The following is a 22,294-nucleotide window of genomic DNA, read 5'->3' as shown; positions in this document are numbered from 1 at the left end:
GCGGCGGATGTAGCCTTGTACGAGGCCAAGCGTAGCGGCAGAAACCGGGTTGAAAACGCCGGGTTGGTGCTGGAGCCGAGGGCTGTTCAGTCGTAACCGTTGGGGTTTTGTGTTTGCCAATGCCAGGTATCGGCCAGCATCCGAGCCAACTCTCGCTCGGCCTTCCAGCCAATTTTTTCGGCGGCCAGGCCGGGGTCCGCGTAACAGGCCGCCACGTCGCCGGGCCGGCGCGGCGCGATACGGTAGGGCACGGCTTGTCCGGTGACTTCAATAAAGGTTTCGATCATCTGTAAGACGCTGTAACCGTTACCGGTGCCGAGATTGATGGCGTCGCACACGCTATCCTTGGCATCCTGTTTTAGAAGGTATTCCAAGGCCTTGATGTGGCCGACCGCCAAATCGACCACGTGGATGTAGTCGCGGACGCCGGTGCCGTCCGGCGTCGAATAGTCGTTGCCGAATACCGACAGCATCGGTAATTTGCCGATCGCGACTTGCGACAGGAAGGGCATCAAATTATTGGGGATGCCGTTCGGGTCTTCGCCGATGAGCCCGCTGGCGTGCGCGCCGATCGGGTTGAAGTAGCGCAATATCGTGATTTGCCAAGGTGTGGCGCTATGGCTCAGCGGATCGGACTGGCTAAGGTCGCGCAGGATTTCCTCAATGAACAGCTTGGTGCGGCCGTAAGGGTTGGTGGCTTGCAGCGGAAAATGTTCCAGAATAGGCACGCTGTGTGGATCGCCGTAAACGGTGGCCGAAGAGCTGAACACCAGGCGTTTGATCCCGAACTCCGCCATCGTCTCCAGCAGTACCAAGGTGCCGTAAATATTGTTGTGATAGTAGTTCAGCGGCATCTGGCAGGATTCGCCGACCGCTTTCAGTCCCGCGAAATGCACGACGGCGGCAATGTTGTGCTGGGCCATGATGGCTTGCAACGCCGCTTTGTCGGTAATGTCGGCCTGATGAAAAGCTATTGTTTTGCCGGTGATACGTTCTACCCGGCGAATGGCTTCGATTTTGCTGTTGCTGAGATTGTCGACGACGACAACATCGAATCCTGCGTTTAACAGCTCGACGCAAGTATGGCTGCCGATATATCCAGCGCCGCCGGTGACCAAAATGGTTGGGTTCATGTCCGGATTTCCATTGGGTTAACGTTCGAGTATGTCCAGTCCGGCGCCGTAGGCAACGACGGCCGATTGGTCGGTGCCAACCTCGCCGCAAGCGCTAGCGGCCGGCAGCGGGTTAGTATCGCGTGTCAGGCCGGCAAAGTCGAATAGGCCGGCGTCGAGCATTTGCGATGGCGCAATATTTTGCAGCCCGGCGAAAATGGTTTCGATACGACCCGGAAACTGTTTATCCCAACCGTTCAGCATCACCTTCATGGCTTTGCGTTGCAGGTTTTCCTGCGAGCCGCACAAATTGCACGGAATGATCGGAAATTGCTTGAAGGCCGCGAAGCGATTGATGTCTTTTTCCCGGCAGTAGGCTAACGGCCGAATCACAATGTTCTGTTTGTCGTCGCTGAGCAATTTCGGCGGCATTGCCTTCAGTTTGCCTGCATAAAACAAATTCAGGAAGAAGGTTTCGACGATGTCGTCTCGGTGGTGACCCAGCGCGATTTTGGTGACCCGATGTTCTCTGGCAAAGCCGTACAGTGTGCCGCGCCGCAGCCTTGAACACAGACTGCAGGTGGTTTGGCCTTCCGGAATGATGCGTTTGACGATGCTGTAGGTATCGTGCTCGATGATATGAAACGGCACGCCGATAGAGCTCAGGTATTCCGGCAATACGTGTTCCGGAAACCCGGGCTGCTTTTGATCCAAATTGACGGCCAGTATGTCGAAATCCACCGGCGCGGTCTTTTGTAAGTTCAGCAGAATGTCCAGCATCGTGTAGGAGTCCTTGCCGCCGGACAGGCAAACCATGACTTTGTCGCCATGCTCGATCATATTGAAGTCGGCGATAGCCTCGCCGACGCTACGGCGCAAACGCTTCTGCAGTTTGTTGAATTGGGTTCGGGATTTTTGGCTGGAATCGGACATGGGCGCTAGGCGAGCGGCTAAAGCATGGCTTCAGCCGCTCAAGGATTTAGCCGTTGAAACGTTGGAAGATCAGCGTGGCATTGGTGCCGCCGAAGCCGAAACTATTGGACATCACGGTGTTCAAGCTGACGTTGTCCCGGTATTCGCGAACGATGGGAATGCCCGCCGCGCCAGGGTCGAGTTGGGTAATGTTGGCCGATGCGCTCAAGAAACTTCCTTGCATCATCAGTAACGAATAAATGGCTTCATTGACGCCGGCCGCGCCCAAGGCATGGCCGGTCAGTGATTTGGTGGAACTCACCGGCGGTACCGAATCGGCGCCGAACACCGCGCGCATCGCTTCCAGTTCGCGGGTATCGCCCACCGGCGTACTGGTGCCGTGCGCATTGATGTAGTCGATATTGCCGTCAACGGTCGCCAACGCCATTTGCATGCAGCGCACCGCGCCTTCGCCGGACGGCTGCACCATGTCGTAACCGTCGGACGTGGCGCCGTAGCCGACCAGTTCCGCGTAAATTTTCGCGCCGCGCGCCTTGGCATGTTCCAGTTCCTCGACAACCAGTACGCCGCCGCCGCCGGAAATCACGAAGCCGTCGCGGGTTTCGTCGTAAGGTCTAGACGCGCTTTCCGGCGTATCGTTGTATTTGGAGGATAGCGCGCCCATCGCGTCGAACAAGACCGACATAGACCAATGCAACTCCTCGCCGCCGCCGGCGAACACCACGTCTTGCTTGCCGAGTTGGATCAATTCCATCGCATGACCGATACAGTGGGCGCTGGTCGCGCAGGCCGAGCTGATCGTGTAATTGACGCCCTTGATTTTGAACGGCGTGGCCAGACAGGCGGTATTCGTGCTGGACATCGCGCGAGTCACCATATACGGACCGACTTTCTTGACGCCCTTGGAGCGTAGTATGTCGGCCGCATCGACCAAGTTCGACGTAGACGGTCCGCCGGAACCCATCACCAGACCGGTGCGGACATTGGAAACTTCGTCGTCGGCCAGACCGGAGTCGGCAATGGCTTGTTCCATCGCCAAATAATTGTATGCCGCGCCATCGCCCATGAAGCGTTTGACTTTGCGGTCTATCGCTTCGTCGAGGTTGATCTTGATCGGACCGTGGATTTGGCTGCGAAAGCCCAGTTCACGATAATCTTCGCAAAAACCAATGCCGGAACGCCCCTGGCGGAGCGATTCGACCACTTCGTCGCGATTATTGCCAATGCTGGAAACGATGCCCAGACCGGTTACTACTGCTCGTCTCATGGCTAGACCTTCTTCAGAAATCCTGGGTGGAGGTAAACAGACCGACTCTCAGGTCGGTGGCTTCATAAATTTGCTTGCCGTCGACTTCCATCACCGCGTCGGCAATGCCCATGACCAGTTTGCGCAAGATCACCCGTTTCAAATCGATTTTATAAGTGACTTTTTTCGCGCTGGGCAAGACTTGGCCGGTGAACTTGACTTCGCCGCAGCCTAACGCCCGACCTTTACCTGGTCCGCCCATCCAACACAAATAAAAGCCAACCAATTGCCACATCGCATCTAAACCCAGGCAGCCGGGCATCACCGGGTCACCTTGAAAATGACAGGCAAAAAACCAAAGATCGGGGGTAATGTCCAATTCGGCAATGATTTCGCCCTTGCCATATTTACCGCCTTCGTCGGAGATGTGGACAATTCGATCCATCATCAGCATATTGGGAAGCGGTAGCTGCGCGTTTTCCGGGCCGTAGAGCTCGCCCCGACCGGACATCAACAATTCTTCGCGCGTAAAACTGTGCGGCTTCTCCATTCAATACTTACCTGATAAATTGGGTTCAAAACACCCGACATTATCCAATAATTAGCCTAAAAAATCAGCCCTAAATTTCATCCAGGCCTCACGTCACGCATCAAATCCTCCGAACGTGGTGTCTCGGCGTTCAGGCGTTCCCGATAGATCAGACTATACATCAACACCGATGCCACGTAGCCGCGGGTCTCCTTGTAGGGGATGGTCTCCACCCAAATATCGGCCGGCAGCGGTTTATCGCTCGGCAGCCAGCGCTTCACTCGATTAGCGCCGGCGTTGTACGCCGCGGCGGCCAGAGCCGGGTGGCGATCAAAACGGTCCAGCAACTGCTTGAAGTGCCAGGCGCCGAATTGGATGTTAGTATCCGGTTTAAGCAGGTCGTTTCCGCCGCTCCAGGGCTCCCCCAGATTTTTCGCGATTTCCTGACCGGTGTTCGGCATGATTTGCATCAAACCCTTCGCCCCGGCCGGCGAGTCGGCCTGCGGGTCGAAGGCGCTTTCCTGGCGGATCAGCCCGAAGATCAGCGCCGGCGCCAATTGGCGGGCGCCGGCGGCTTGCCTCACACTGTCGGCGTAAGCGATGGGGAAGCGCAGTCCAATGTCGTCCCATTCGTTAGCCTTGGCAACCGTGGCGATCGCTTGCGCCGACCAGCCCCAGCGCTGCGCCAACTTGGCGGCGGCCGCCAAGCGCGGTTTATCGAGTTTGGCGATGGCGAAGCCCCATTGCCGCTTAGCTTCCAATGGTCGATCCAAGGCTAAAAACTCCGAAACTTCCAAAAATTCCGAGCGCGATTGCAAGTCTTCCAGCTCCGACTCCGGAACGGCCAGCGGCTTGTCGACCAGCTTCACCGTCCGTCCGAGCTTGCCGGCCGCCAGAAAACCGTAGTAACTGCGATGTTCGGCAATTTGCCGGTAAAGGCTCAAAGCCGGTTCGCGCAGTCCGGATAGTTCCTGGCTGCGCGCCAACCAATATTGCCATTTGTCCTGGTTTCGTTCTTCGTTGTTCAATCGAGACAATGCCAGATCGACCTCCGGCCAGGACTGGTGTTGCAACGCGGCACGCACCCGCCATTCGCGGATCGAGTCGTCGCTATCGTCTAGCGCCGCCAATCGGGCATAGGCGCGGCGGTCGCGTTGCGTAGCCAGCGCCAACCCGATTTGTTTTTCCACTCGCTGGCTGGATTCGGCCGGAATCGGCAAGCCCGCTTTTTCGCGATCCCAGAACATCAGCGCGGCGTCCAGGTCTTGTTCGAGCCACACCACCGTGGCGAAAACTAAGCACTCGGCGCGGGTTTCGGCCGGATATTCGCGCCAGGCCACTGTATTGGCGAGGCGCTCGGGGTGGCGTTGCAAGTCTAGCCATAGATTCGCCAGCCTGAGTTCGTCTTCCGCGAATGCCGGTAGCAAGCGCTGAGCCAGCCCGGTATTGCCTCGTTTCAGAGCCGCCTTGAAGCGCAGCCACAGCAGGTCTCGGTTGAAATAAGGCGAGGCCTGGTACGTCGAAAACAAGCTTATGCAGGGTTCCGCCGGCTCGCCGCCGCTCAGCCAAAGCGGTCTGGCTATTCCAAACGCTTCGTCGGTCCGGCCGGACTGTAAATAGGCCACGCCGGCGTAGCATTGCAGTTCGGGGTCTTCACCGCCGCGGTATTGGCTTAATAACTCCGACCAGCGTTGCCGCTTGCCAAGTTGTATCAGCCATTTGGTGCGCAATGGCGCCGCGTAGCGGGTATTGGCATAAGTGTCGAGAAATCGACGTACGGCCTGATCGTCGTCCAGATGCGATTTAGCCCAAAGGTAGCGCAAATAAGGCAGTAACGGATAATCGGTCAATTCGGCGCTCAGCCGTTGATAATCGCCAAGCCGATTCTCGGCGACAGCGCGTTCGGCTTGCAGGAAAGCCGTGCGCTGGGACGAAGCGGGCTGAGCAGCGACGCAACAACCGGCCGCCGTCAGCCAGAGGACGGTACCCAATATCCTTAGAAATCGCGAAAAGCCGCGCGGAAATAACAAGTGTTCAGTAAAGATCGCCACGCTATTATAATTTGCTATTAAGCCACCGGATTTAGTCATATTCCCTTGAACGCACCCCAAGCCGTAACACCTCAGGAGTATTCCTGGCATTATATCTATCGCATCGCACTGCAACACAAAAAGCAATTGGTGACCGGTCATATCATCGCCTTGCTGGCGACGGTCGCCAGCGTACCGGTGCCGCTGTTGATGCCGCTGCTAGTGGATGAAGTGCTATTACATCATCCCGGTACGGTACTCAATACTCTGGACCCATTGATTCCAACAGAGTGGCGGGTGCCGATTTTCTACATCGGCGTGATCTTGCTGGTCAGCTTGTTGATGCGACTGTTCGCGTTGGTATTGAACATTATTCAAACCCGGCAATTTTCCAATATCGCCAAGGATGTGATTTTTCGGATACGCGAGGGCCTGGTCGGCCATTTGCAGCGAGTGTCGATGTCGGAATACGAGAGCCTGGGCAGCGGCACGGTCAGCGCCCACATGGTGACCGACCTGGATACGCTGGATACTTTTATTGGCACGACGATCAGCAAGTTGTTGGTGGCGGTATTGACAGTATTCGGCACCGCGTTGATTTTACTGTGGATGCACTGGCAGTTGGGCTTGTTCATCATCTTTTTGAACCCGCTGGTGATCTACCTAGCCAAGGCTATCGGCTCGAAGGTGAAGGATCTGAAAGCGAACGAAAACAAAGCCTATGCGGTGTTTCAGCAAGCCTTGAGCGAAACCTTGGATGCGATACACCAGATACGCGCCAGCAACCGAGAGGCGCATTATTGCCGGCAGTTGGTCGCCAGTGCCGAGGCGGTTAAGAACCACTCGACGGTATTCGCCTGGAAAAGCGATGCGGCGATTCGCCTTAGCTTTCTGACATTTTTGTTCGGCTTCGATATTTTTCGCGCCACCGCGATGCTGATGGTGCTGTATTCCAACCTCAGTATTGGTGAAATGCTGGCCGTGTTTGGCTACCTGTGGTTCATGATGGCGCCGGTGCAGGAGATTTTGAGCATACAGCAATCGTTTTACGCCGCGAAGGCGGCTTTGGCACGGGTTAACCAATTGACCCACTTGCAGCGGGAGCCCGATTATCCGCACGCCGAGAATCCGTTTGTCGGCCGGAAAACGGTATCGGTCGGCGTGCGCGATTTACACTTCAGCTACCGCGACGAGCCGGTTTTGAACGGCATCAACCTCGACATACCGGCCGGCGAGAAAATCGCATTGGTCGGTGCCAGCGGCGGCGGCAAATCCACGTTGGCGCAGACTTTGATCGGCTTGTATCCGCCCGGCCGAGGAATGATTTACTTTGACGGCGTTCCGCTGAATCGGATTGGTTTGGATGTGGTGCGCGAGCATGTCGCCACGGTATTACAGCATCCGGCCTTGCTCAACGATACGATAAGGGCCAATCTGACCTTGGGCCGCGACGTCGCCGATAGCGACCTGTGGCGGGCCTTATCGATGGCGCAACTAGCGGACGCGGTGCGCGAGCAGCCGCTTGGCCTGCACACCGTGGTCGGTCGACAAGGCATGCGTTTGTCCGGCGGGCAACGCCAGCGTCTGGCCATTGCCCGGATGATCGTCAGCAATCCGGCGGTCGTCATTCTGGACGAGGCCACCTCGGCGCTGGATACCGAGACGGAATTCAAGTTGCATCAAGCTTTAGCGGAGTTTTTGGAGGGCCGCACGACGCTGATTATCGCTCACCGGCTGAGTGCGGTAAAACAAGCCGACCACGTATACGTCTTCGAGCAGGGCAAAATCTGCGAGCAGGGTAAGCACGATGTCTTGATTCAGCAAAACGGGTTGTACGCCAAGCTTTACGGCGACTACCAATGAGCGCCGCCATCTACGATTTGCATAGTCACTCCAATGCTTCGGATGGCGTATTGACGCCGGGCCAGTTAGTACGCCGGGCGCATGCCCGCGGCGTTACCGCCTTGGCGTTGACCGATCACGATACGACAGCCGGTTTGGCCGAGGCGCGGGTTGTCGCGGCGGAATTGGGCCTGCGCTTGATTCCAGGTATCGAATTGTCGGCGAGTTTCGAAAGCCATTGTTTGCACGTGGTCGGATTGAATATCGATCCAAGCCACCCAGTGCTGGTCGACGGCGTTGCCAGACAGCAGGATTTGCGTGTCGAGCGGGCCAGGAAAATCGCCGACAAATTGGCTAGAAAAGGCATAGACGGTGCTTTTCAGGCCGTCGCCCGCGCGGCGCGCGGCGGCGAAATTACCCGCTTGCATTTCGCCGATTTTTTGGTCGGGGTGGGCCGCGCCAGGACTCAACAGGACGCTTTCGACTATTACTTGAGCAAGGGCAAATCGGCCTATGTCGCCACGCAATGGGCCGGATTAGCCGAAGTTATCGGTTGGATAAACGCCGCCGGCGGTTTGGCGGTACTGGCGCACCCGTTGCGCTACAAATTGAGCAATAAATGGATCAATAAAGCGTTGGCGGCATTCAAAGTGGCGGGCGGGCAGGGCGTCGAAGTGGTCACCGGGCGGGCCAGCGGCGACGATATTCGCTTCAGTCAAGAATTGGCCACCAAGCATCAGTTACTCGCGTCGGTCGGTTCCGATTTTCATGCCCCCGAAAACCAATACTTGGAACTGGGCCGCTTGGCGCCGCTGCCGGTCGGCGCCCAGCCGATTTGGGAATTGTTCTAGGGTTATCGTCCGCTGTTGGACAGCGTCGCTTGGTTGAAATGGGCGACGAAATCGAAGAACTCGTCGGCCGGGGCCGGCTTGTGATACAAAAAACCCTGGGCAATATGGCAACCGCCGGCCATCAGAAATTCGGCCTGCGCTTGATTCTCGACGCCCTCGGCAATCACATCCAGGCTTAAGGCCCGGGCTAGCGCCAATATCGCGGTTGTAATGGCTACGTCGTCTTCGTTATCCGGCAAGTCGCGGACGAAGCAGCGGTCGATTTTCAATTCCGATATCGGCAATTTTTTCAAATACGACAACGACGAATAGCCGGTGCCGAAGTCATCGATGCTGGTCTTCACCCCCAACGCGCGCAATTCGCGTAACGTGACCAGCGCTTCATCGACATGGTCGAGCAACATGCTTTCGGTCAATTCCAGTTTCAAGCATTCCGGTGCGATGCCGGCCTGGGTCAAGGCGTTGCGGACATGGCCGACAAAGCCCGGTTGATGCAATTGGTTGGCCGAGACGTTAGCGGATATCACCATGGCCGGACTGATGCCGCGATCTTGCCATTCGCGGATTTGCAGGCACACCGTTTCCAGCACCCAATTGCTGATAGGCACGATCAGCCCGGATTCTTCGGCGATGGGAATGAACTGCGACGGCGCGACCAGTGCCAGATCCGGATGGCGCCAACGGATCAAGGCTTCGCCGCCAACCACGCGCTGACGATGCATATCGACCTTGGCTTGATAAAACAGCAGCAATTCGTCCCGGTCCAGCGCCCGCCGCAAGCTGTTTTCCATGGCCAGTTTCTGGAACGCGACCGCATTCAACGATTTGCTGAAATATTGATAGGTGTTTTGGCCTTGTTCGCGGGCATGGTGCATCGCGAACTCGCCGTTTTTAATGTAAGCGTCTTCGTCGCTACCGTCGCCCGGATAAACCGCGATGCCGATGTTGATGCCCAGGAATAACTCGATCGTGTCGATTTGGAAGGCGGGTTCCAGGGTTCTGAGAATTTGGCGGGCCACGCGCACGCCGGTTTGATCGTCGTCGGCGTGTTTAAGCAATATCGTGAACTCGTTTCCGCCTAAACGCGACACGGTGGATTCGCCGCCAAAGGCGCCTCCCGCCTTGCCGTGGCTGTCGCGGACTTCGGCGACCAAGCGGTCGGCAAACATTTTCAAGACGTGATCGCCGGCTCTTGGGCCCAATGTTTCATTGATGCGGCTGAAGCGGTCTATGCAAACGAACAAGGTCGTAATCCGGCTATTTTGATGATTGCATTGCGCCATCGCCTCGGCCAGAATTTCCCGAAATAGTGCCCGGTTCGGCAGTCCGGTCAACGGGTCGTAGTACGATAAAAATCTGACTCTTTCCTCGATATGGCGGCGCTCGGTAATGTCTTGCAGCGTGCCTTGTATCCGGGTCGCCGATTCGCCGTCGACGATCAATTCGCCCTGGATGTGAACGATACGCTCCCCGCCGTCGCGGTGGACAACCGGGAGGTCGAGCCGAAATTGGCGGCGATTTTTCAAGCACAGGTCGATGGCCTGCCGCAAGATCCCCACTTCGCTGGGATGCACCGCCGCGTACAAGTCTTGACAACTAGCCTGAAAGTGCTCGGGAGAGACGCCAAGTAAATTGAACACTTCGCGCGACCAGATCATTTTGTCGGTATCGACCCACCATTCCCAACTACCCAGCTGGGCGATTTTCTGCGCCTTACGCAGTTCCGCCTCGCTTTTGGCGAGTTGAGCCAAAGCAGCGGAGGACCGCAGCAGATAACGCAAACGGTGCGGGAGGGTGGCCCAGCTGATGGGTTTAGCGACGAAATCGGTGGCGCCAAGCTGAAACGCGCGATTGACCGACTCCAGATCGTCGACGCCGGTCAGCATGACGATCGGCAGCAAGCGTTTTTCAGGCTGGGCGCGAATGCTTTGCAGGCAGTCGAAGCCGCTAATGCCGGGCATCATCACGTCTAACAACACCAGATCGGGTTGGTCTGCCGCCAAACGCTCCAAACCGGTTTCGCCGTCGCTGGCGCCGATCACCGCGAAGCCCTCCCGGTCCAGGATGTTCGTCAACATCAGACGTATCATGTCGTCGTCGTCGATGACCAATATCAGACTACGGGAGGATGGCGGGGAGGTCATTCGGGATCCGGATTAGCAAGCTTTGCAAGCACTCGTTTATAGCTGTTTTGCAAGGTCAGGGCAAGCCGGTCGTCGAAATCCAGCGTATTGTCGCGGGCCGCATGCTCGATGGCTTTCGCTTGTTCGGACAAGCCTCGCGCGCCGATATTCGCGGCCGCCGACTTCAACGCGTGCGCGGCGAAACGCACGGCTTGGGGGTTTTGCTCGCGTAGTCCGGTGGCGATTAAGTCGATTTGTTCGAGCGCATTCTGACGGAACAGATCGACGACTTCCGTGACCAACTGATCGCCGCCGATCTGCCGTAAAGTATCCAGCGCGCTGTTGTCCAATTTGTCCAGGTCCTTGTCGATGGGCGGACGGGCCGGTGATTCGTTGTTGCCGGAATTCGGTAGAAAGCGGCCAATTTTACTCGCCAGGGCTTGCTGTAAAAACGGCTTGCTGACGTAGTCGTCCATGCCGGCGTCCAGACATTTTTGCTGATCGCCCTCCATGGCGTTGGCGGTTAGCGCGATAATCGGAATTCGGGCGCCGCCTTGTTGGCGTTCACTGTCTCGAATCAGTCTGGCGGCCGAATAGCCGTCCATCTCCGGCATCATACAGTCCATCAAGATTAAGTCTATCGGTTCGGATTCGTAAATGTGCAGCGCGGACTTGCCGTTATCGGCAATTCTGACCCGATATCCCAATTGATCGAGCATGGCCTTGGCGACTTTTTGATTGACCGGATTATCCTCCGCCAACAATATTCGCCGACGATCGCAACGGATCGCCACCAAGTCGGCGATGCTGGGTTTACCGTTTACTCCACGCAACAATACTTCCCTGAGCGCTTGGCGTTGAATGGGCTGGTATAAAACCGGCCAGTCCGGCGGCGGTCGTTTCGGGTCGGGGCCGCTAGCGCCACTGATTTCGACGGCGCGAATCGAGGCGAGGCGCGGTAAGGTTTGCAGGCGTTCATTCAACACGCCGACGTCCAAGATCACCGCATCGAACAAAATGAAATCGTAATAGATGCCGGATTTTGCGCCCTCTTCCAACCGTAGGAGGGCAGATGCCTCGTTCGCTGCGAGCTTGAAATGCACGCCAAGTTCGGAGAGTTCCAAGCACAAGCATTCTACGTCCAGCTGGCCGTTGGCAACCACCAGTGCGCGTCGTCCCCGCAAAATCGGGTCGACGTTGACCGGCGGCAGGAGAGCGCCGGCCGGGGCGAGCGGCAAATAGACCGTGAACTGCGAGCCGACGCCCAACTGGCTGCGCACTTCGATCCGCCCGTCCATCAAACTGGACAATTCCTTGCAGATGGCCAATCCCAGGCCGGTACCGCCGTATTTGCGGGTGGTCGATCCGTCGGCTTGGTTGAAGGGCTTGAACAGTTTAGGCAAGATTTCTTCGGCGATACCGATGCCGCTATCGACCACCCGAAACACCAAGGGTAGCCGCCGTTCCGGTGCGGCCGGATCGGCTTCCGCCGCCGAGACGTACAAACCCACCGAGCCGCGTTCGGTGAATTTGATGGCATTCGATAACAAGTTAGTCAGAATTTGCCGCAAACGGTGCGGATCGCCTCGGACCGCGTCGGCGACGCTGGCGTCGATTCTGCAATCCAGCTCGATATGCTTGGCGCGCGCCCGTTCCCAGAACAACGCCGACAGTTGCTCGATGAGTTCGTAGAGGCTGAAATCGATGGTTTCCAGTTGCAATTTGCCGGCTTCGATTTTCGAAAAATCGAGAATATCGTTAATAATGGTCAATAGCGATTCCGCGGAGCTGAATACGGTTTCCGCATATTGGCGTTGAGTGTCGTCCAGCCGGGTTCCCAACAATAATTCGGTCATGCCCAATACACCGTTCATCGGCGTGCGGATTTCGTGGCTCATCGTCGCTAGAAACTGTGACTTGGCGACGTTGGCGGCCTGCGCCTCCGCGACGGCTCGGCGCAAGTCGACGGTACGCAGATCGACTTGCCTTTCTAGATTTTCGCGTTGCTTGGCCAACTCGGCGTCCCGTTGTTGCAGGCGTTCTATCATCGAATTGAAGCTGGCGACCAATTGGCCGACCTCGTCGTCTCCGCCGCCGCCGGCCCGCACCATGTAGTCGTTATCTTGCGAAACCTTGCGTGCCAACGACGACAAGGCGGTTAGCGGCGCGGCGATCGATTTGGCCAAATTACGGCCGAATAACACCGCGAGCACCACCGCGGTCAGCAACGCGCCGAACAGTTGCGCCATATTGATTAACACCGTCCGCCACATCGGCCGTAAATCGACGGCCATTCGCAGATGTCCGATGATTTCGGGACCCTCGCCGCTAACCGGGTATATCAAGACCTGTTCGGTCAGTCGCCAGCCGTTGCTCGAGTTTTCCAAGCGCGCGTCGCTCAAGTCGCGCGGGACATCCGGCGTTGTATCGCTTGAGGGATATTGCGCGAACAACAAGCCTTCCCTGCTATAGAGTTGCGCGGACAAAATCTCCGGTTTACCGCGCAAGGTCGCCAGCACGCCGTTCGCGGTCTTGACGTCGTCGAACAACAGCGCGGCGCTAGCACTAAATCCCACCATCGTGCTCAATGAACGGGTTTCGGTTTCCAAACGGCTCCGCTCCTGATGAATTTGCGTCAGACTGGTGATCGGCAACGTAAACAGCAAGGCCAGCGCCACGGTCAGCTCCTGCAAATACAAAAGCTTTTGCTTCATCGGCAAATCGGGCAGTTTGCGTCGCGCCATGGTCCGCCAAGCCTCCTCGTGGAATTAAGCCGGTCAACCGTCGCCGAATAGGCGTTCGTCACATACTCTATCGTTTTGGTTAGGCTGTCCTAGGCCTTGCTCGCGACTCTTTCACGGGTCTTAGCACGGCGTATGTTAGTCTAAAGATTACCAATATAGCTTTATTTTGTGAATCCGCCAGCAAAACGGCGGATGGTGCCCGATAGCGCGATCCGCGTAGCATGAGGGCTAGGCGTTCCAGCAACGGCCCCGCTTGCACAAGCACAAACGAATCGAGCCGTTCGCGCGATGGTATTTTGTCGGATTCTCGGTAATGCTCGCGGTTTCGGAGGGGATTTGGGTTGGCGCTGTCGCGGGTGTCGAGATCCAGACGCGAGGTATGGGTCGCAACGTGCCCGCCATGGCTCTGAATGCAGAACTCGCAAAACAGCGTTGCTCAAATCGGACAAACAACAACTAATCCTGACTTTGCGCCTAGCGGATAATACGTTGAAAAGCCACGGCGAGCGCTGACCATAGCAGCTGCCACGTAAAGAGTGGTATGCCGAATGGGGTAGGCGGTAAGCTAGGCGACTTAAAATAAACTACGACTTTTTGCTTGCGCAGGCGTTTGTTGAATCAATTTCCGCGGTATCGGACCGACAGATTCGCCGGTTTCCAGGATACGTGTCGGCCCGCGCTACCGCGGCCATAGCCTTACTGGCGAGCTTGCCCGCTCGTGCTATCGCGAGGCGTAATAACCAGGAACATAGGGTAGGACTCCGTCCGAACGCTTTGTCGTCATGCGGGCGATCCAGCAGGTAGTGCGCTTATTTCCCTGGTGCGAGCAAACGTTTCCTGGACGATCAGCGCATCGCTACTGGCGCGATGGCGTTGTAACGCCAGCGTCTCTATCACTTCGTGCTTGATCTCGCTCCAGATCGCCATCTGGCTTTCCTTCAAAATGTTTTCCAACGGACTTAAATAAAAACTGGGTTGAGCATGGGCGTCGTAATACAGTCTGGAAAGCCAGGGTTTGTCGACGACCCAACCGTCGCTATACACTACGCGGTTACCGAGAAAGGCGTTTAACTCGCCAACCACCACCTGGATCGGCTTGCCGTGCGCCAACAGCAGCTCACGGCTAAGGCCGTGAACTCGTTCGGCTTCGCCGTCCCAAAACCGCCAGCTTTGAGCCGGTTTGATTAAAGCGCAATATTTTTGACCGTCGGCCAAGACGACCCCGACTTCAATGGGATAGCTGTCGACACCAAACCCTGAGGCTTCAAAATCGATCACGTTGGGTCTACGGTTTTCCAACTCGATATTCCTTAGTTTTCGCCAAATGCCTAAGACTAGCCGAGTTTTTGCGTTTGGTAGAGGACCTTAGGCAAGCCGAAACCCACCTGAATCGGATTTCGATGCAAAAAATAAAAACCAACACCCTGGATCTCGTCGGGCCGGTCGCCGGTGGGTTCAGTCCAATCGGCGCGCGGTCAGCGCCAACCAAGGTTGCTCGTGGCGGGGCTTGCCCGGCGGTCGGTAGTAGTGATCGAGGATCTCGAATCGGGCCGCGGCCAAAAACGTTCGGCTCGCGTCAATTTCCATGAAATGGCCGTAACGTTGTCCGGACCAACCTTCACCGTTGCCGCGAGGATTGGATATAAACAAGACCCCAGCGGATCTTAGTGCGGCATGTAACTGATCTAGCACGCGCGGCAACTCGCGGCTAGGTATATGAAACAGCGAGGCGTTGGCGAAAATGCCATCGAAACCCTGAGTCGGCAAATCCAGACTTAGAAAATTTTGCCGCAATACCTGACAGCCGCTGTGAGCGCGCGCCATCTCGCAAAATCTCGCGCTACCGTCCAGTCCGACCGGTCTGTGGCCTAAGGTTTTAAAATAGAACAGATCCCGGCCTGGCCCACATCCAAGATCCAAAATATCCAGCGCTCGATCTCCCGGTAACGCCCGTAAAAATGCCGCATAATTCTGGCTGACGTCATGATCCTTGGTGCCTTCCCAAAACGATTCGGCATTGAGGTCGTAATGATTCAAAGTGGCGGCTTCGATTTCGGTCAGTTGTTCGCTGTCGGTTTCCATGAAGTTTGCTCTGCAATCGAAGGTTGTCAGTATCGCGTGAAGTCGCCGGCTCGCCAAATGTAAGGTCTATCCAGCAACGTTGTTCAGCCAGATGTTACCAGCGTAAGGAGTCTCCGAAACTCTTCTATTCCTCGAAATCCGGCTGCGGTCGTTAGCTCATCCACCGCTTGGGTACGACGAGGCTAAAACTGATTATGCTCTAAGCGAAGACCATGGCACATAAGCCATCCGGCGGTGTGCGGACGGGCCTCGAACCTGGGCCGGCACGCAAACTAATCGAAAGCTTCGGATTGGGGAGCCGACATCTTGAAAAGGATTTAGGAATCGGCGAGCTTATCCGATGGTAAAACTAAGACAGGCTCGAACTGGAAATTCAAACAATAAAAAAGGCCTTGATAAACTGGAGTTTATCAAGGCCTTAAAATATTCGGTGGCGGAGAGAAAGGGATTCGAACCCTTGATACGTTGCCGTATACACACTTTCCAGGCGTGCGCCTTCGACCGCTCGGCCATCTCTCCAGGTGTGAATCAGTCGGAAGAAACATGCTAAGGTTGTTCAACCCCTCGGCGATAGCCGGAAGGCTTTTTTTAAAAAACGGTGACTGATTTATCCTTGGTAGGATACTCGATACACCCAGCAAATGCAAGGTGGATCGAGGTGAGCGCGGGTTCGACAGGGCTGCGAGGCAAGCGTTGATGTTTGTCTCGAATCAAACCGCGGAACCGGCTTGTGCCGATTCGGCAATCAGTAGGCCATTGAATTCACTAAAGACATTATTTCAGCCGTTGGGAGGCGGCGTCCATGCCTGACACTTATAGCGCCGGCGACAAATCCAGGATTTTGATCGTCGACGATGTTCACGAGAACTTGCACACCCTATTGAACATACTCCGCGGCGAGTATGCGATTCTGGCGGCAACCTCCGGCGAGAAAGCCTTGGAGATCGCCCAGCGCCAACCCGTGCCGGATTTGATTCTGCTGGACGTGGTGATGCCGGAAATGGATGGCTACCAGGTGTTGGAATGCTTGCAGGCCTCGGACGCCACTGCCGACATCCCGGTGATCTTCGTAACCGCCGCATCGGAGTCGGGCGACGAAGCCAAGGGATTTCAGATGGGTGCGGCGGATTATTTGACCAAGCCGGTCGTGCCGGAAACCTTGCTGGCCAGAGTCCGAACCCACTTGGCCCTAGCCGCCTATCGTAAACGCTATGGCCGACTATAATTGGCTTCACTGCCCGAGTCTTACGAATTCATGAGTAAAAATGCCAATTTTGTCAGCAAGTCCCGACCAACCATTTTGGTTGTCGACGATTTACCGGAGAACATTCATGGTCTGCTGGAAGCCTTGAAGGGCGACTACGGCATACTGGTTGCCACCGATGGCCAAAAAGCTCTGGACTTGGTATTCGGCCCCACCCCGCCGGATTTATTGTTGCTGGACGTGATGATGCCGGGCATGGACGGTTATGAAGTCTGCCAGCGTATCAAGGAAAATCCAGCCACCGAAGCGATTCCGATTTTGTTCGTGTCGGTGGTTGACGCCGCGATCGAAAAAATCCGCGGCTTTTCGTTGGGGGCTGGGGACTACATCACCAAACCCTTCGATATCGACGAAGTTCGCGCCAGAGTCAAAACGCACCTGGAACTGAGTCGCCTGCGGCGCGCGCTGGAAGGTCGCCTGCACCGGCTCAACGAGTATACTCGGGCAACCGATGCCGCCAACATCGTCTCGCGTACCGACGCGGCCGGCGTGATCACCTTCGTCAACGATGCCTTTGTCGATACCTACGGTTACAGCCGCGACGAAGTCATCGGAAAAACCCATAAACTCATTGCCGATCCGGATACGCCATGCAGTTTGTTTCGGGAAATGTGGCAGACCATCGCCGGCGGTGATGTTTGGCGCGGGATTTATTGCAATCGCCGCAAGAATGGCGACACGGTTTACATCAACAATACCATCGTACCGGTAGTCGGTGCCGACGGCCGTCCCAGCGAATACATGTCTTGCAGCGTGGACGTCACTTGCTTGATACACCAGGAAGAACTGATCCGCGAACAAGCCACCGACAAATTGACCGGACTGCCCAACCGCGTCAAATTGATGCAGGACTTGGAAGCCGCCAGCCGTCCTTTGCTCGGCATGATCAATATCGACCAATTCAAGGCCATCAATGACTTTTACGGCTTGGCCAACGGCGACAAGGTTTTATTGGAAATCGGCCGACGTTTGGACCGGATGGGCGGCGGCTGGGTCGAAGCCTACCGCATTGGCGGCGATTTGTTCGCGATGCTGGCGGTTGGCGACGATTGCACGCTGGAGCAGTTCGCGTCCTTGATAGCCCGCATCATGCGGCACTTGGAGGAAGAACCGGTCGATTGCGACGAGGACCGTATTTTCATTCAAGTCACTGCCGGGATTTGCCAGGGTACCGACAACTGTTATACCCATGCCGCGCTGGCGTTGGCCAGGGCCAGGGCCGAACAACGCGATTACCTGATCTACGATGAGGAAATGGAGGTCAAATCGCATTACCGCGACAACATCCGCTGGAGCCAAAAGATTCGCTCGGCGTTAGCCAGCGGCCGGATCGTGCCCTACTACCAGCCCATCGTCGACAATGCCACCGGCCGGATTGTCGAATACGAAGCCTTGATGCGGATGATAGACGAGGACGGCACGGTGATTCCACCTACCTTTCTCGGCGTGGCCAAACGCTCCCGCCAATATACGGCGCTGACCAAAACCATGGTCAACAAAGTGATCGAGGCCTTGCCCCATTGTAGCGGTTTGATGGCGCTGAATTTAACCGTCGAAGACATCATCGACGCCGATACCGCCGCGTTTCTGTACGATCGCCTGTCGCCGCCGGAGGTTGGGCCGCGCATCGTCTTGGAAATCACCGAGACCGAAGGTATCGAAAATTACGGCGAGATCGCCGAGTTTATTGAAAAGCTGAAGGCCCGAGGTTGCCGTTTCGCGATCGACGATTTCGGCAGCGGCTATTCCAATTTCGCGCATTTGTTACGGCTGAAGATCGATTATTTAAAAATCGACGGTTCCATCATCATGAACATCATCGATAGCCGCGATTCGCAAGCGATCGCTCACGTCATCGTCGATGCGGCGCGGCGCCTGGGGATGAAGACGATCGCTGAATTCGTCGGCAGTCCGCGTATCCAGGCCAAGGTCAAGGAACTGGGTATCGATTATTCCCAGGGCTATTACATTGGCCAGCCCTCGCCGGTGGCGGCCGCCAGCTATACCGAATCGGACGCGTGAAGGCATGCCGGACCAAAGCTCAGCTCCGATCAAATGGCTTCGGTCGATGCCAGCGCAGGCTGGCCGGCTGGCCGGTATCGGCCTGTTGAGCGTGGCTTGGTGGCTGCCGGCTCGGGCCGACCCCAGCATGGCAACGCTACGCGGGCGGGTCGAAATGCCCGGCTCAGCCGATCAAGCGGGCGCCCAAATCATCGTCACCCATTTGGATCGCGGCTTTTCGACCCGCACCGTGTCGCGCGAGGGCGGCAGCTATGTGTTGATGGCATTGCGGCCCGGCCGCTATTCGTTGAAAGTATTGGCGCCGGATGGCCGCAGTATCGAGCAGGCGCTGACCTTGCAAGTCGGACAGGCCATGACGCTGGACTTGGCGGTCGGCGCCGAAGCCGGCACCGAATCCGCTTCAACCGCATCGGAAATCCGCAACCCGGAGCTGGCGACCTACCTGACGCCGGAACAAATGCAACGCTTGCCGCAGATCAACCGCAACTTCCTGAACTACGCCGATCTGGCGCCCGGCGTCAACGTGGTAACCGATCAGGACGGCAGTACCCGCTTGCAAAGCGGCGGTCAGCGTCCGGACAGCGTCAATCTCTATATCGACGGCGTCAGCCAAAAAAATTACGTGGTGCGCGGCGGCGTGGCCGGCCAGGATTCCAGTCGAGGGAACGTGTTTCCGGAATCGGCGGTCGCCGAATACAAAGTGATCAGTCAAAACTACAAAGCCGAGTTCGATCAAGCCAGCGGCGCGGTGATTTCGGTGCAGACCAAATCCGGCGGCAATCAGTTTCACGGCGAGACCTTTTACGACCACACCAATCAAGATTTGCGCGCCGCCACGCCCAGCGAAACGCTGAACGGACGCTACGACAATATGCAGGCCCAATACGGCGTGACCTTGAGCGGACCGATCGCCCGCGACGTGGCGCATTTTTTCGTCGCTTACGAGCGCAAACAAAACGACGATTTCGCCGGCGTGCGCACCGCGGACGGTGGGGCGCTGCCGGCCCGCTACCAATCCCTGCTCGGCGAGGCGAATCGGCCGTTCGAAGCCGATCTGTTCTTCGCCAAGCTGGATTGGGCGCTGGACGAGCGCAACTCGCTAGAGGCCTCGTTTAAATTGCGCGACGAAACGCAAATACTGGGTATCGGCGGCGGCAATGCCGAACCGAACGCGCTGGACAAGGGCAACGCCGAAAAACGCCTGGACTTCAAATATCAATACACCGCCGAACACTGGGTTAACGAAGCGCGCTTCACCTACGAGGATAGCCATTGGCGGCAACAGCCGGCGCATTTGAATGCCGGACAGTTGCTACAGCGTTTGGATGGTAGCCTAAGCGGCGGTAATTTAAGCAGCGTCACGGTCCTGAACGGCGGCGGCGCCGGTAACTTTCAAGACAAAGGCCAACGCGGTCCTGGCTTGCAAGACGATTTGACCTTCAGCGGCTTGAATTGGCACGGTTCGCACGTCGTCAAAGTCGGCGCAAAGCTGAAGTACATCGAATTGAACGCACTGGAACGCGATCCCTACAATCCTCAATTCAGCTACAACCTGAACAACCCGGACGGGACGCCCTACCGGGTCACTTGGGCCGCGCCGATGGCCGGATTGGGCGACGGCAACGGCGCGACATCGACCGACGTCAGTCAAGTCGGACTCTATCTACAAGACGACTGGGAATTGAATCGACATCTAAGTTTAAGTTTGGGCGCGCGCTGGGATTACGAATACAACCCCGGCTACTTGAATTTCGTCACGCCGACAGGCGTGGCGAGCGCGTTGCGCGACTGGAGCAATATCGCCGGCAGCCGCGGCGGCTACAATCTCGAGGATTATCTCAGCAACGGCCATAACCGCCGAGCCGACGCCGACAACATCGCGCCGCGCCTGGGTTTTGCCTACGACTTCGACGGCGATCAGCGTCACGTCGTGTTCGGCGGTTATGGGAGAGCCTACGACCGCAACATTTACGACGTGTTGCAGTTGGAGCGCACTAAAGGCAGTTACCCGTCGTTCAGCGTGGCGTTTCAAGGCGATCCGAACTACGATTGCGGCGCGGCGGCCGACTGCATCGCCTGGGATCCGGCCTATTTGAATTACAACGGCGAGCAACTCAGCGCATTGACCGGCGCCACTCCGGCCAGCCGGGAAATCAACTTAATGCGCAACAACCTGAAAACGCCGTTCGCCGATCAATTCAGCCTTGGCATCCGCAACCGTATCGGCGATTGGTATACCGAACTGGCGGTGTCGCACGTGCATAGCTACGATGGTTTGGTGGGCGTGCTGGGCGGACGTAATGCCGACGGCAGCTTTTACCGGGCCGGCAGCGACCTTGGCGGTACTTTTCAAGCGGTTCCGGGCTACGGTCAGTTGATCCTGTTCGACAACGGCGTGCAAACCAAAACCAATTCGGTGTATTTAAAAGCCGAGAAGCCTTACGTCAAGGAAAGCGGTTGGGGTGCTAGTTTTGCTTATACCTATACCGACTCTCGGGAAAACAAGCCGCAATCCTTCGTGGATAACAGCAGCTATTTGTTTGAAAAGCCGGATACTCACAGCGTCGGTTGGCTCGATACCTCTGGAGTACGCGCCCACAAAATCGTAACCACCGCAAGCGTCGATTTACCGTGGGATGTGGTCTTCGCCGCCAAATTGACGCTGGCCACGCCCGAAACCCGCTACGGCATCAATTGCACCAGTGGTGCCTGCCGTTTCGATACCTACACGCCGCGTGGTTACGACTTTATTTTTCCCGGCGAATGGTGGGGCTATCGGCAATTCGATATTGCGTTAATCAAAAATTTCGACACTCCGCGAGATACGCGATTTAAGTTACGTTTGGACGTCTTGAACTTGTTCGACTTCAAAAATTACGGCGCTTTCAATAGCAACTTCGCCTCGACCGACTTCGGCGCGCCGACGTCGATTTTGGCCGGTCCGCCGCTGACGCTGAAATTGACGGCGCGGCTGGAGTTCTAATGCGCGCTGCCCGCATTTCGGCGATCCGTTGTCGCCTTATCGCCTTGTGGGCGATGTGTTGGTTGGCTTGGCCGGTGGCGGCGGATAGTGCCGACGCGAAAATCAAAGCCGGATATTTGTTTAATTTCACCCGGCTGGTCGAATGGCCGACGCCCGGCGACGAACCCTTGCATGTTTGCGTGGTCGGCGCCGACGCGGTGGTCGAACAACTCGGCGAATTGGCCAGCCGCGATAGTAAGGGTAGAGCCTTGCAAATCTGGTCCGGAACCGAGGAGTTGCAGATATGCCAATTGCTGTACATCGATGGGGATTCGGCGATGTTGCCGGGACTGTTACAGCAAACGAAGAGCAGGGCGGTGCTGACCGTCAGCGACCAACATGGATTCGCGGCGCGCGGCGGCGGGATAGGCTTTTACCGCGAACAAGATCAGATTAAAGTCGAAATCAACCCCCAAACGGTCAGCGGCGCTCAACTCAAGGTTAATGCCTTGTTGATGGAAATTGCCCGTATCGTCGTTCCCTCCAAACCTTGA

General features: G+C 56.7%; 15 protein-coding genes and 1 tRNA gene. 6 read left to right on the top strand and 10 right to left on the bottom strand.

Annotated elements, in window-relative coordinates; translation table 11 throughout:
* Window positions 1-86 precede the first annotated feature (86 nt).
* From galE to A1355_RS10270, 5 genes are all read right to left on the bottom strand, one after another.
* The gene (galE, locus tag A1355_RS10290) at window positions 87-1,133 is read right to left on the bottom strand and encodes a UDP-glucose 4-epimerase GalE (RefSeq protein WP_064027666.1); all 1,047 of its coding nucleotides are present in this window, start codon (window positions 1,131-1,133) and stop codon (window positions 87-89) included.
* Between the two features lie 18 nt (window positions 1,134-1,151).
* Complete coding sequence (gene ttcA, locus A1355_RS10285; protein WP_064027664.1) at window positions 1,152-2,045, bottom strand: tRNA 2-thiocytidine(32) synthetase TtcA; 894 nt, start codon at window positions 2,043-2,045, stop codon at window positions 1,152-1,154.
* Between the two features lie 46 nt (window positions 2,046-2,091).
* Window positions 2,092-3,312, bottom strand: coding sequence for a beta-ketoacyl-ACP synthase I (gene fabB / locus A1355_RS10280; protein ID WP_064027662.1), 1,221 nt, complete (start codon window positions 3,310-3,312; stop codon window positions 2,092-2,094).
* Window positions 3,313-3,325: 13 nt separating this feature from the next.
* Window positions 3,326-3,841 (bottom strand): 3-hydroxyacyl-[acyl-carrier-protein] dehydratase FabA, encoded by a 516-nt coding sequence (fabA, locus tag A1355_RS10275; RefSeq protein ID WP_064027660.1) that lies wholly within the window; start codon window positions 3,839-3,841, stop codon window positions 3,326-3,328.
* A 77-nt stretch (window positions 3,842-3,918) separates the two neighbouring features.
* Window positions 3,919-5,871, bottom strand: coding sequence for a transglycosylase SLT domain-containing protein (locus A1355_RS10270; RefSeq protein ID WP_197471778.1), 1,953 nt, complete (start codon window positions 5,869-5,871; stop codon window positions 3,919-3,921).
* 45 nt (window positions 5,872-5,916) lie between these two features.
* Here A1355_RS10270 and A1355_RS10265 point away from each other — a divergent pair, with 45 nt between their 5' ends.
* A complete protein-coding gene (locus A1355_RS10265; protein ID WP_064027657.1) occupies window positions 5,917-7,713 on the top strand; it encodes an ABC transporter ATP-binding protein in 1,797 nt (598 codons plus the stop codon).
* Window positions 7,710-8,543: a PHP domain-containing protein gene (locus tag A1355_RS10260; RefSeq protein ID WP_064027655.1), complete on the top strand. Its 834-nt coding sequence runs from the start codon at window positions 7,710-7,712 to the stop codon at window positions 8,541-8,543. The genes A1355_RS10265 and A1355_RS10260 overlap by 4 nt, the downstream gene beginning before the upstream one ends.
* Before the next feature lie 2 nt (window positions 8,544-8,545).
* Here A1355_RS10260 and A1355_RS10255 read toward each other — a convergent pair whose 3' ends face one another.
* From A1355_RS10255 to A1355_RS10235, 5 genes are all read right to left on the bottom strand, one after another.
* Window positions 8,546-10,687 (bottom strand): putative bifunctional diguanylate cyclase/phosphodiesterase, encoded by a 2,142-nt coding sequence (locus A1355_RS10255; protein WP_064027653.1) that lies wholly within the window; start codon window positions 10,685-10,687, stop codon window positions 8,546-8,548.
* On the bottom strand, window positions 10,684-13,410 hold the full coding sequence (locus A1355_RS10250) for an ATP-binding protein (RefSeq protein WP_064027651.1): 2,727 nt from the start codon (window positions 13,408-13,410) through the stop codon (window positions 10,684-10,686). Before A1355_RS10250 ends, A1355_RS10255 begins: the two co-directional genes overlap by 4 nt.
* A 780-nt stretch (window positions 13,411-14,190) precedes the next feature.
* Window positions 14,191-14,709, bottom strand: coding sequence for a hypothetical protein (locus tag A1355_RS10245; protein WP_139306172.1), 519 nt, complete (start codon window positions 14,707-14,709; stop codon window positions 14,191-14,193).
* Window positions 14,710-14,865: 156 nt separating this feature from the next.
* Entirely contained in the window at window positions 14,866-15,492 is a 627-nt protein-coding gene (locus A1355_RS10240) for a class I SAM-dependent DNA methyltransferase (RefSeq protein WP_064027647.1), read from the bottom strand.
* A 431-nt stretch (window positions 15,493-15,923) separates the two neighbouring features.
* Window positions 15,924-16,011: transfer RNA gene (locus A1355_RS10235), tRNA-Ser, on the bottom strand.
* A gap of 283 nt (window positions 16,012-16,294) precedes the next feature.
* On the opposite strand from A1355_RS10235, the gene A1355_RS10230 reads away from it, so the two are divergent.
* Genes A1355_RS10230 through A1355_RS10215 form a run of 4 tightly spaced genes read left to right on the top strand, consistent with a single transcriptional unit; the run spans window position 16,295 to window position 22,294 of the window.
* Window positions 16,295-16,717 carry a response regulator gene (locus A1355_RS10230; protein ID WP_064027645.1) on the top strand — a complete coding sequence of 141 codons (423 nt, stop codon included), beginning with the start codon at window positions 16,295-16,297 and terminating at the stop codon, window positions 16,715-16,717.
* A 30-nt stretch (window positions 16,718-16,747) separates the two neighbouring features.
* Complete coding sequence (locus A1355_RS10225) at window positions 16,748-18,778, top strand: EAL domain-containing protein (protein WP_064027643.1); 2,031 nt, start codon at window positions 16,748-16,750, stop codon at window positions 18,776-18,778.
* Window positions 18,779-18,824: 46 nt separating this feature from the next.
* Window positions 18,825-21,761, top strand: coding sequence for a TonB-dependent receptor (locus A1355_RS10220; protein ID WP_197471777.1), 2,937 nt, complete (start codon window positions 18,825-18,827; stop codon window positions 21,759-21,761).
* Window positions 21,761-22,294 carry a YfiR family protein gene (locus A1355_RS10215; RefSeq protein ID WP_064027637.1) on the top strand — a complete coding sequence of 178 codons (534 nt, stop codon included), beginning with the start codon at window positions 21,761-21,763 and terminating at the stop codon, window positions 22,292-22,294. The genes A1355_RS10220 and A1355_RS10215 overlap by 1 nt, the downstream gene beginning before the upstream one ends.

Source organism: Methylomonas koyamae (genome assembly GCF_001644025.1).
Classification (GTDB): domain Bacteria; phylum Pseudomonadota; class Gammaproteobacteria; order Methylococcales; family Methylomonadaceae; genus Methylomonas; species Methylomonas koyamae_A.
The sequence above is the reverse complement of the archived record's forward strand: the minus strand, read 5'-3'. Positions and strand labels throughout refer to the sequence as shown.

Bases quoted from the DNA above. Each gene is read 5' to 3' on its own strand.
- galE (WP_064027666.1), bottom strand. From the start codon at position 1,133: ATGAACCCAACCATTTTGGTCACCGGCGGCGCTGGATATATCGGCAGC.
- ttcA (WP_064027664.1), bottom strand. From the start codon at position 2,045: ATGTCCGATTCCAGCCAAAAATCCCGAACCCAATTCAACAAACTGCAG.
- fabB (WP_064027662.1), bottom strand. From the start codon at position 3,312: ATGAGACGAGCAGTAGTAACCGGTCTGGGCATCGTTTCCAGCATTGGC.
- fabA (WP_064027660.1), bottom strand. From the start codon at position 3,841: ATGGAGAAGCCGCACAGTTTTACGCGCGAAGAATTGTTGATGTCCGGT.
- A1355_RS10260 (WP_064027655.1), top strand. From the start codon at position 7,710: ATGAGCGCCGCCATCTACGATTTGCATAGTCACTCCAATGCTTCGGAT.
- A1355_RS10255 (WP_064027653.1), bottom strand. From the start codon at position 10,687: ATGACCTCCCCGCCATCCTCCCGTAGTCTGATATTGGTCATCGACGAC.
- A1355_RS10250 (WP_064027651.1), bottom strand. From the start codon at position 13,410: ATGGCGCGACGCAAACTGCCCGATTTGCCGATGAAGCAAAAGCTTTTG.
- A1355_RS10240 (WP_064027647.1), bottom strand. From the start codon at position 15,492: ATGGAAACCGACAGCGAACAACTGACCGAAATCGAAGCCGCCACTTTG.
- A1355_RS10230 (WP_064027645.1), top strand. From the start codon at position 16,295: ATGCCTGACACTTATAGCGCCGGCGACAAATCCAGGATTTTGATCGTC.
- A1355_RS10225 (WP_064027643.1), top strand. From the start codon at position 16,748: ATGAGTAAAAATGCCAATTTTGTCAGCAAGTCCCGACCAACCATTTTG.
- A1355_RS10220 (WP_197471777.1), top strand. From the start codon at position 18,825: ATGCCAGCGCAGGCTGGCCGGCTGGCCGGTATCGGCCTGTTGAGCGTG.
- A1355_RS10215 (WP_064027637.1), top strand. From the start codon at position 21,761: ATGCGCGCTGCCCGCATTTCGGCGATCCGTTGTCGCCTTATCGCCTTG.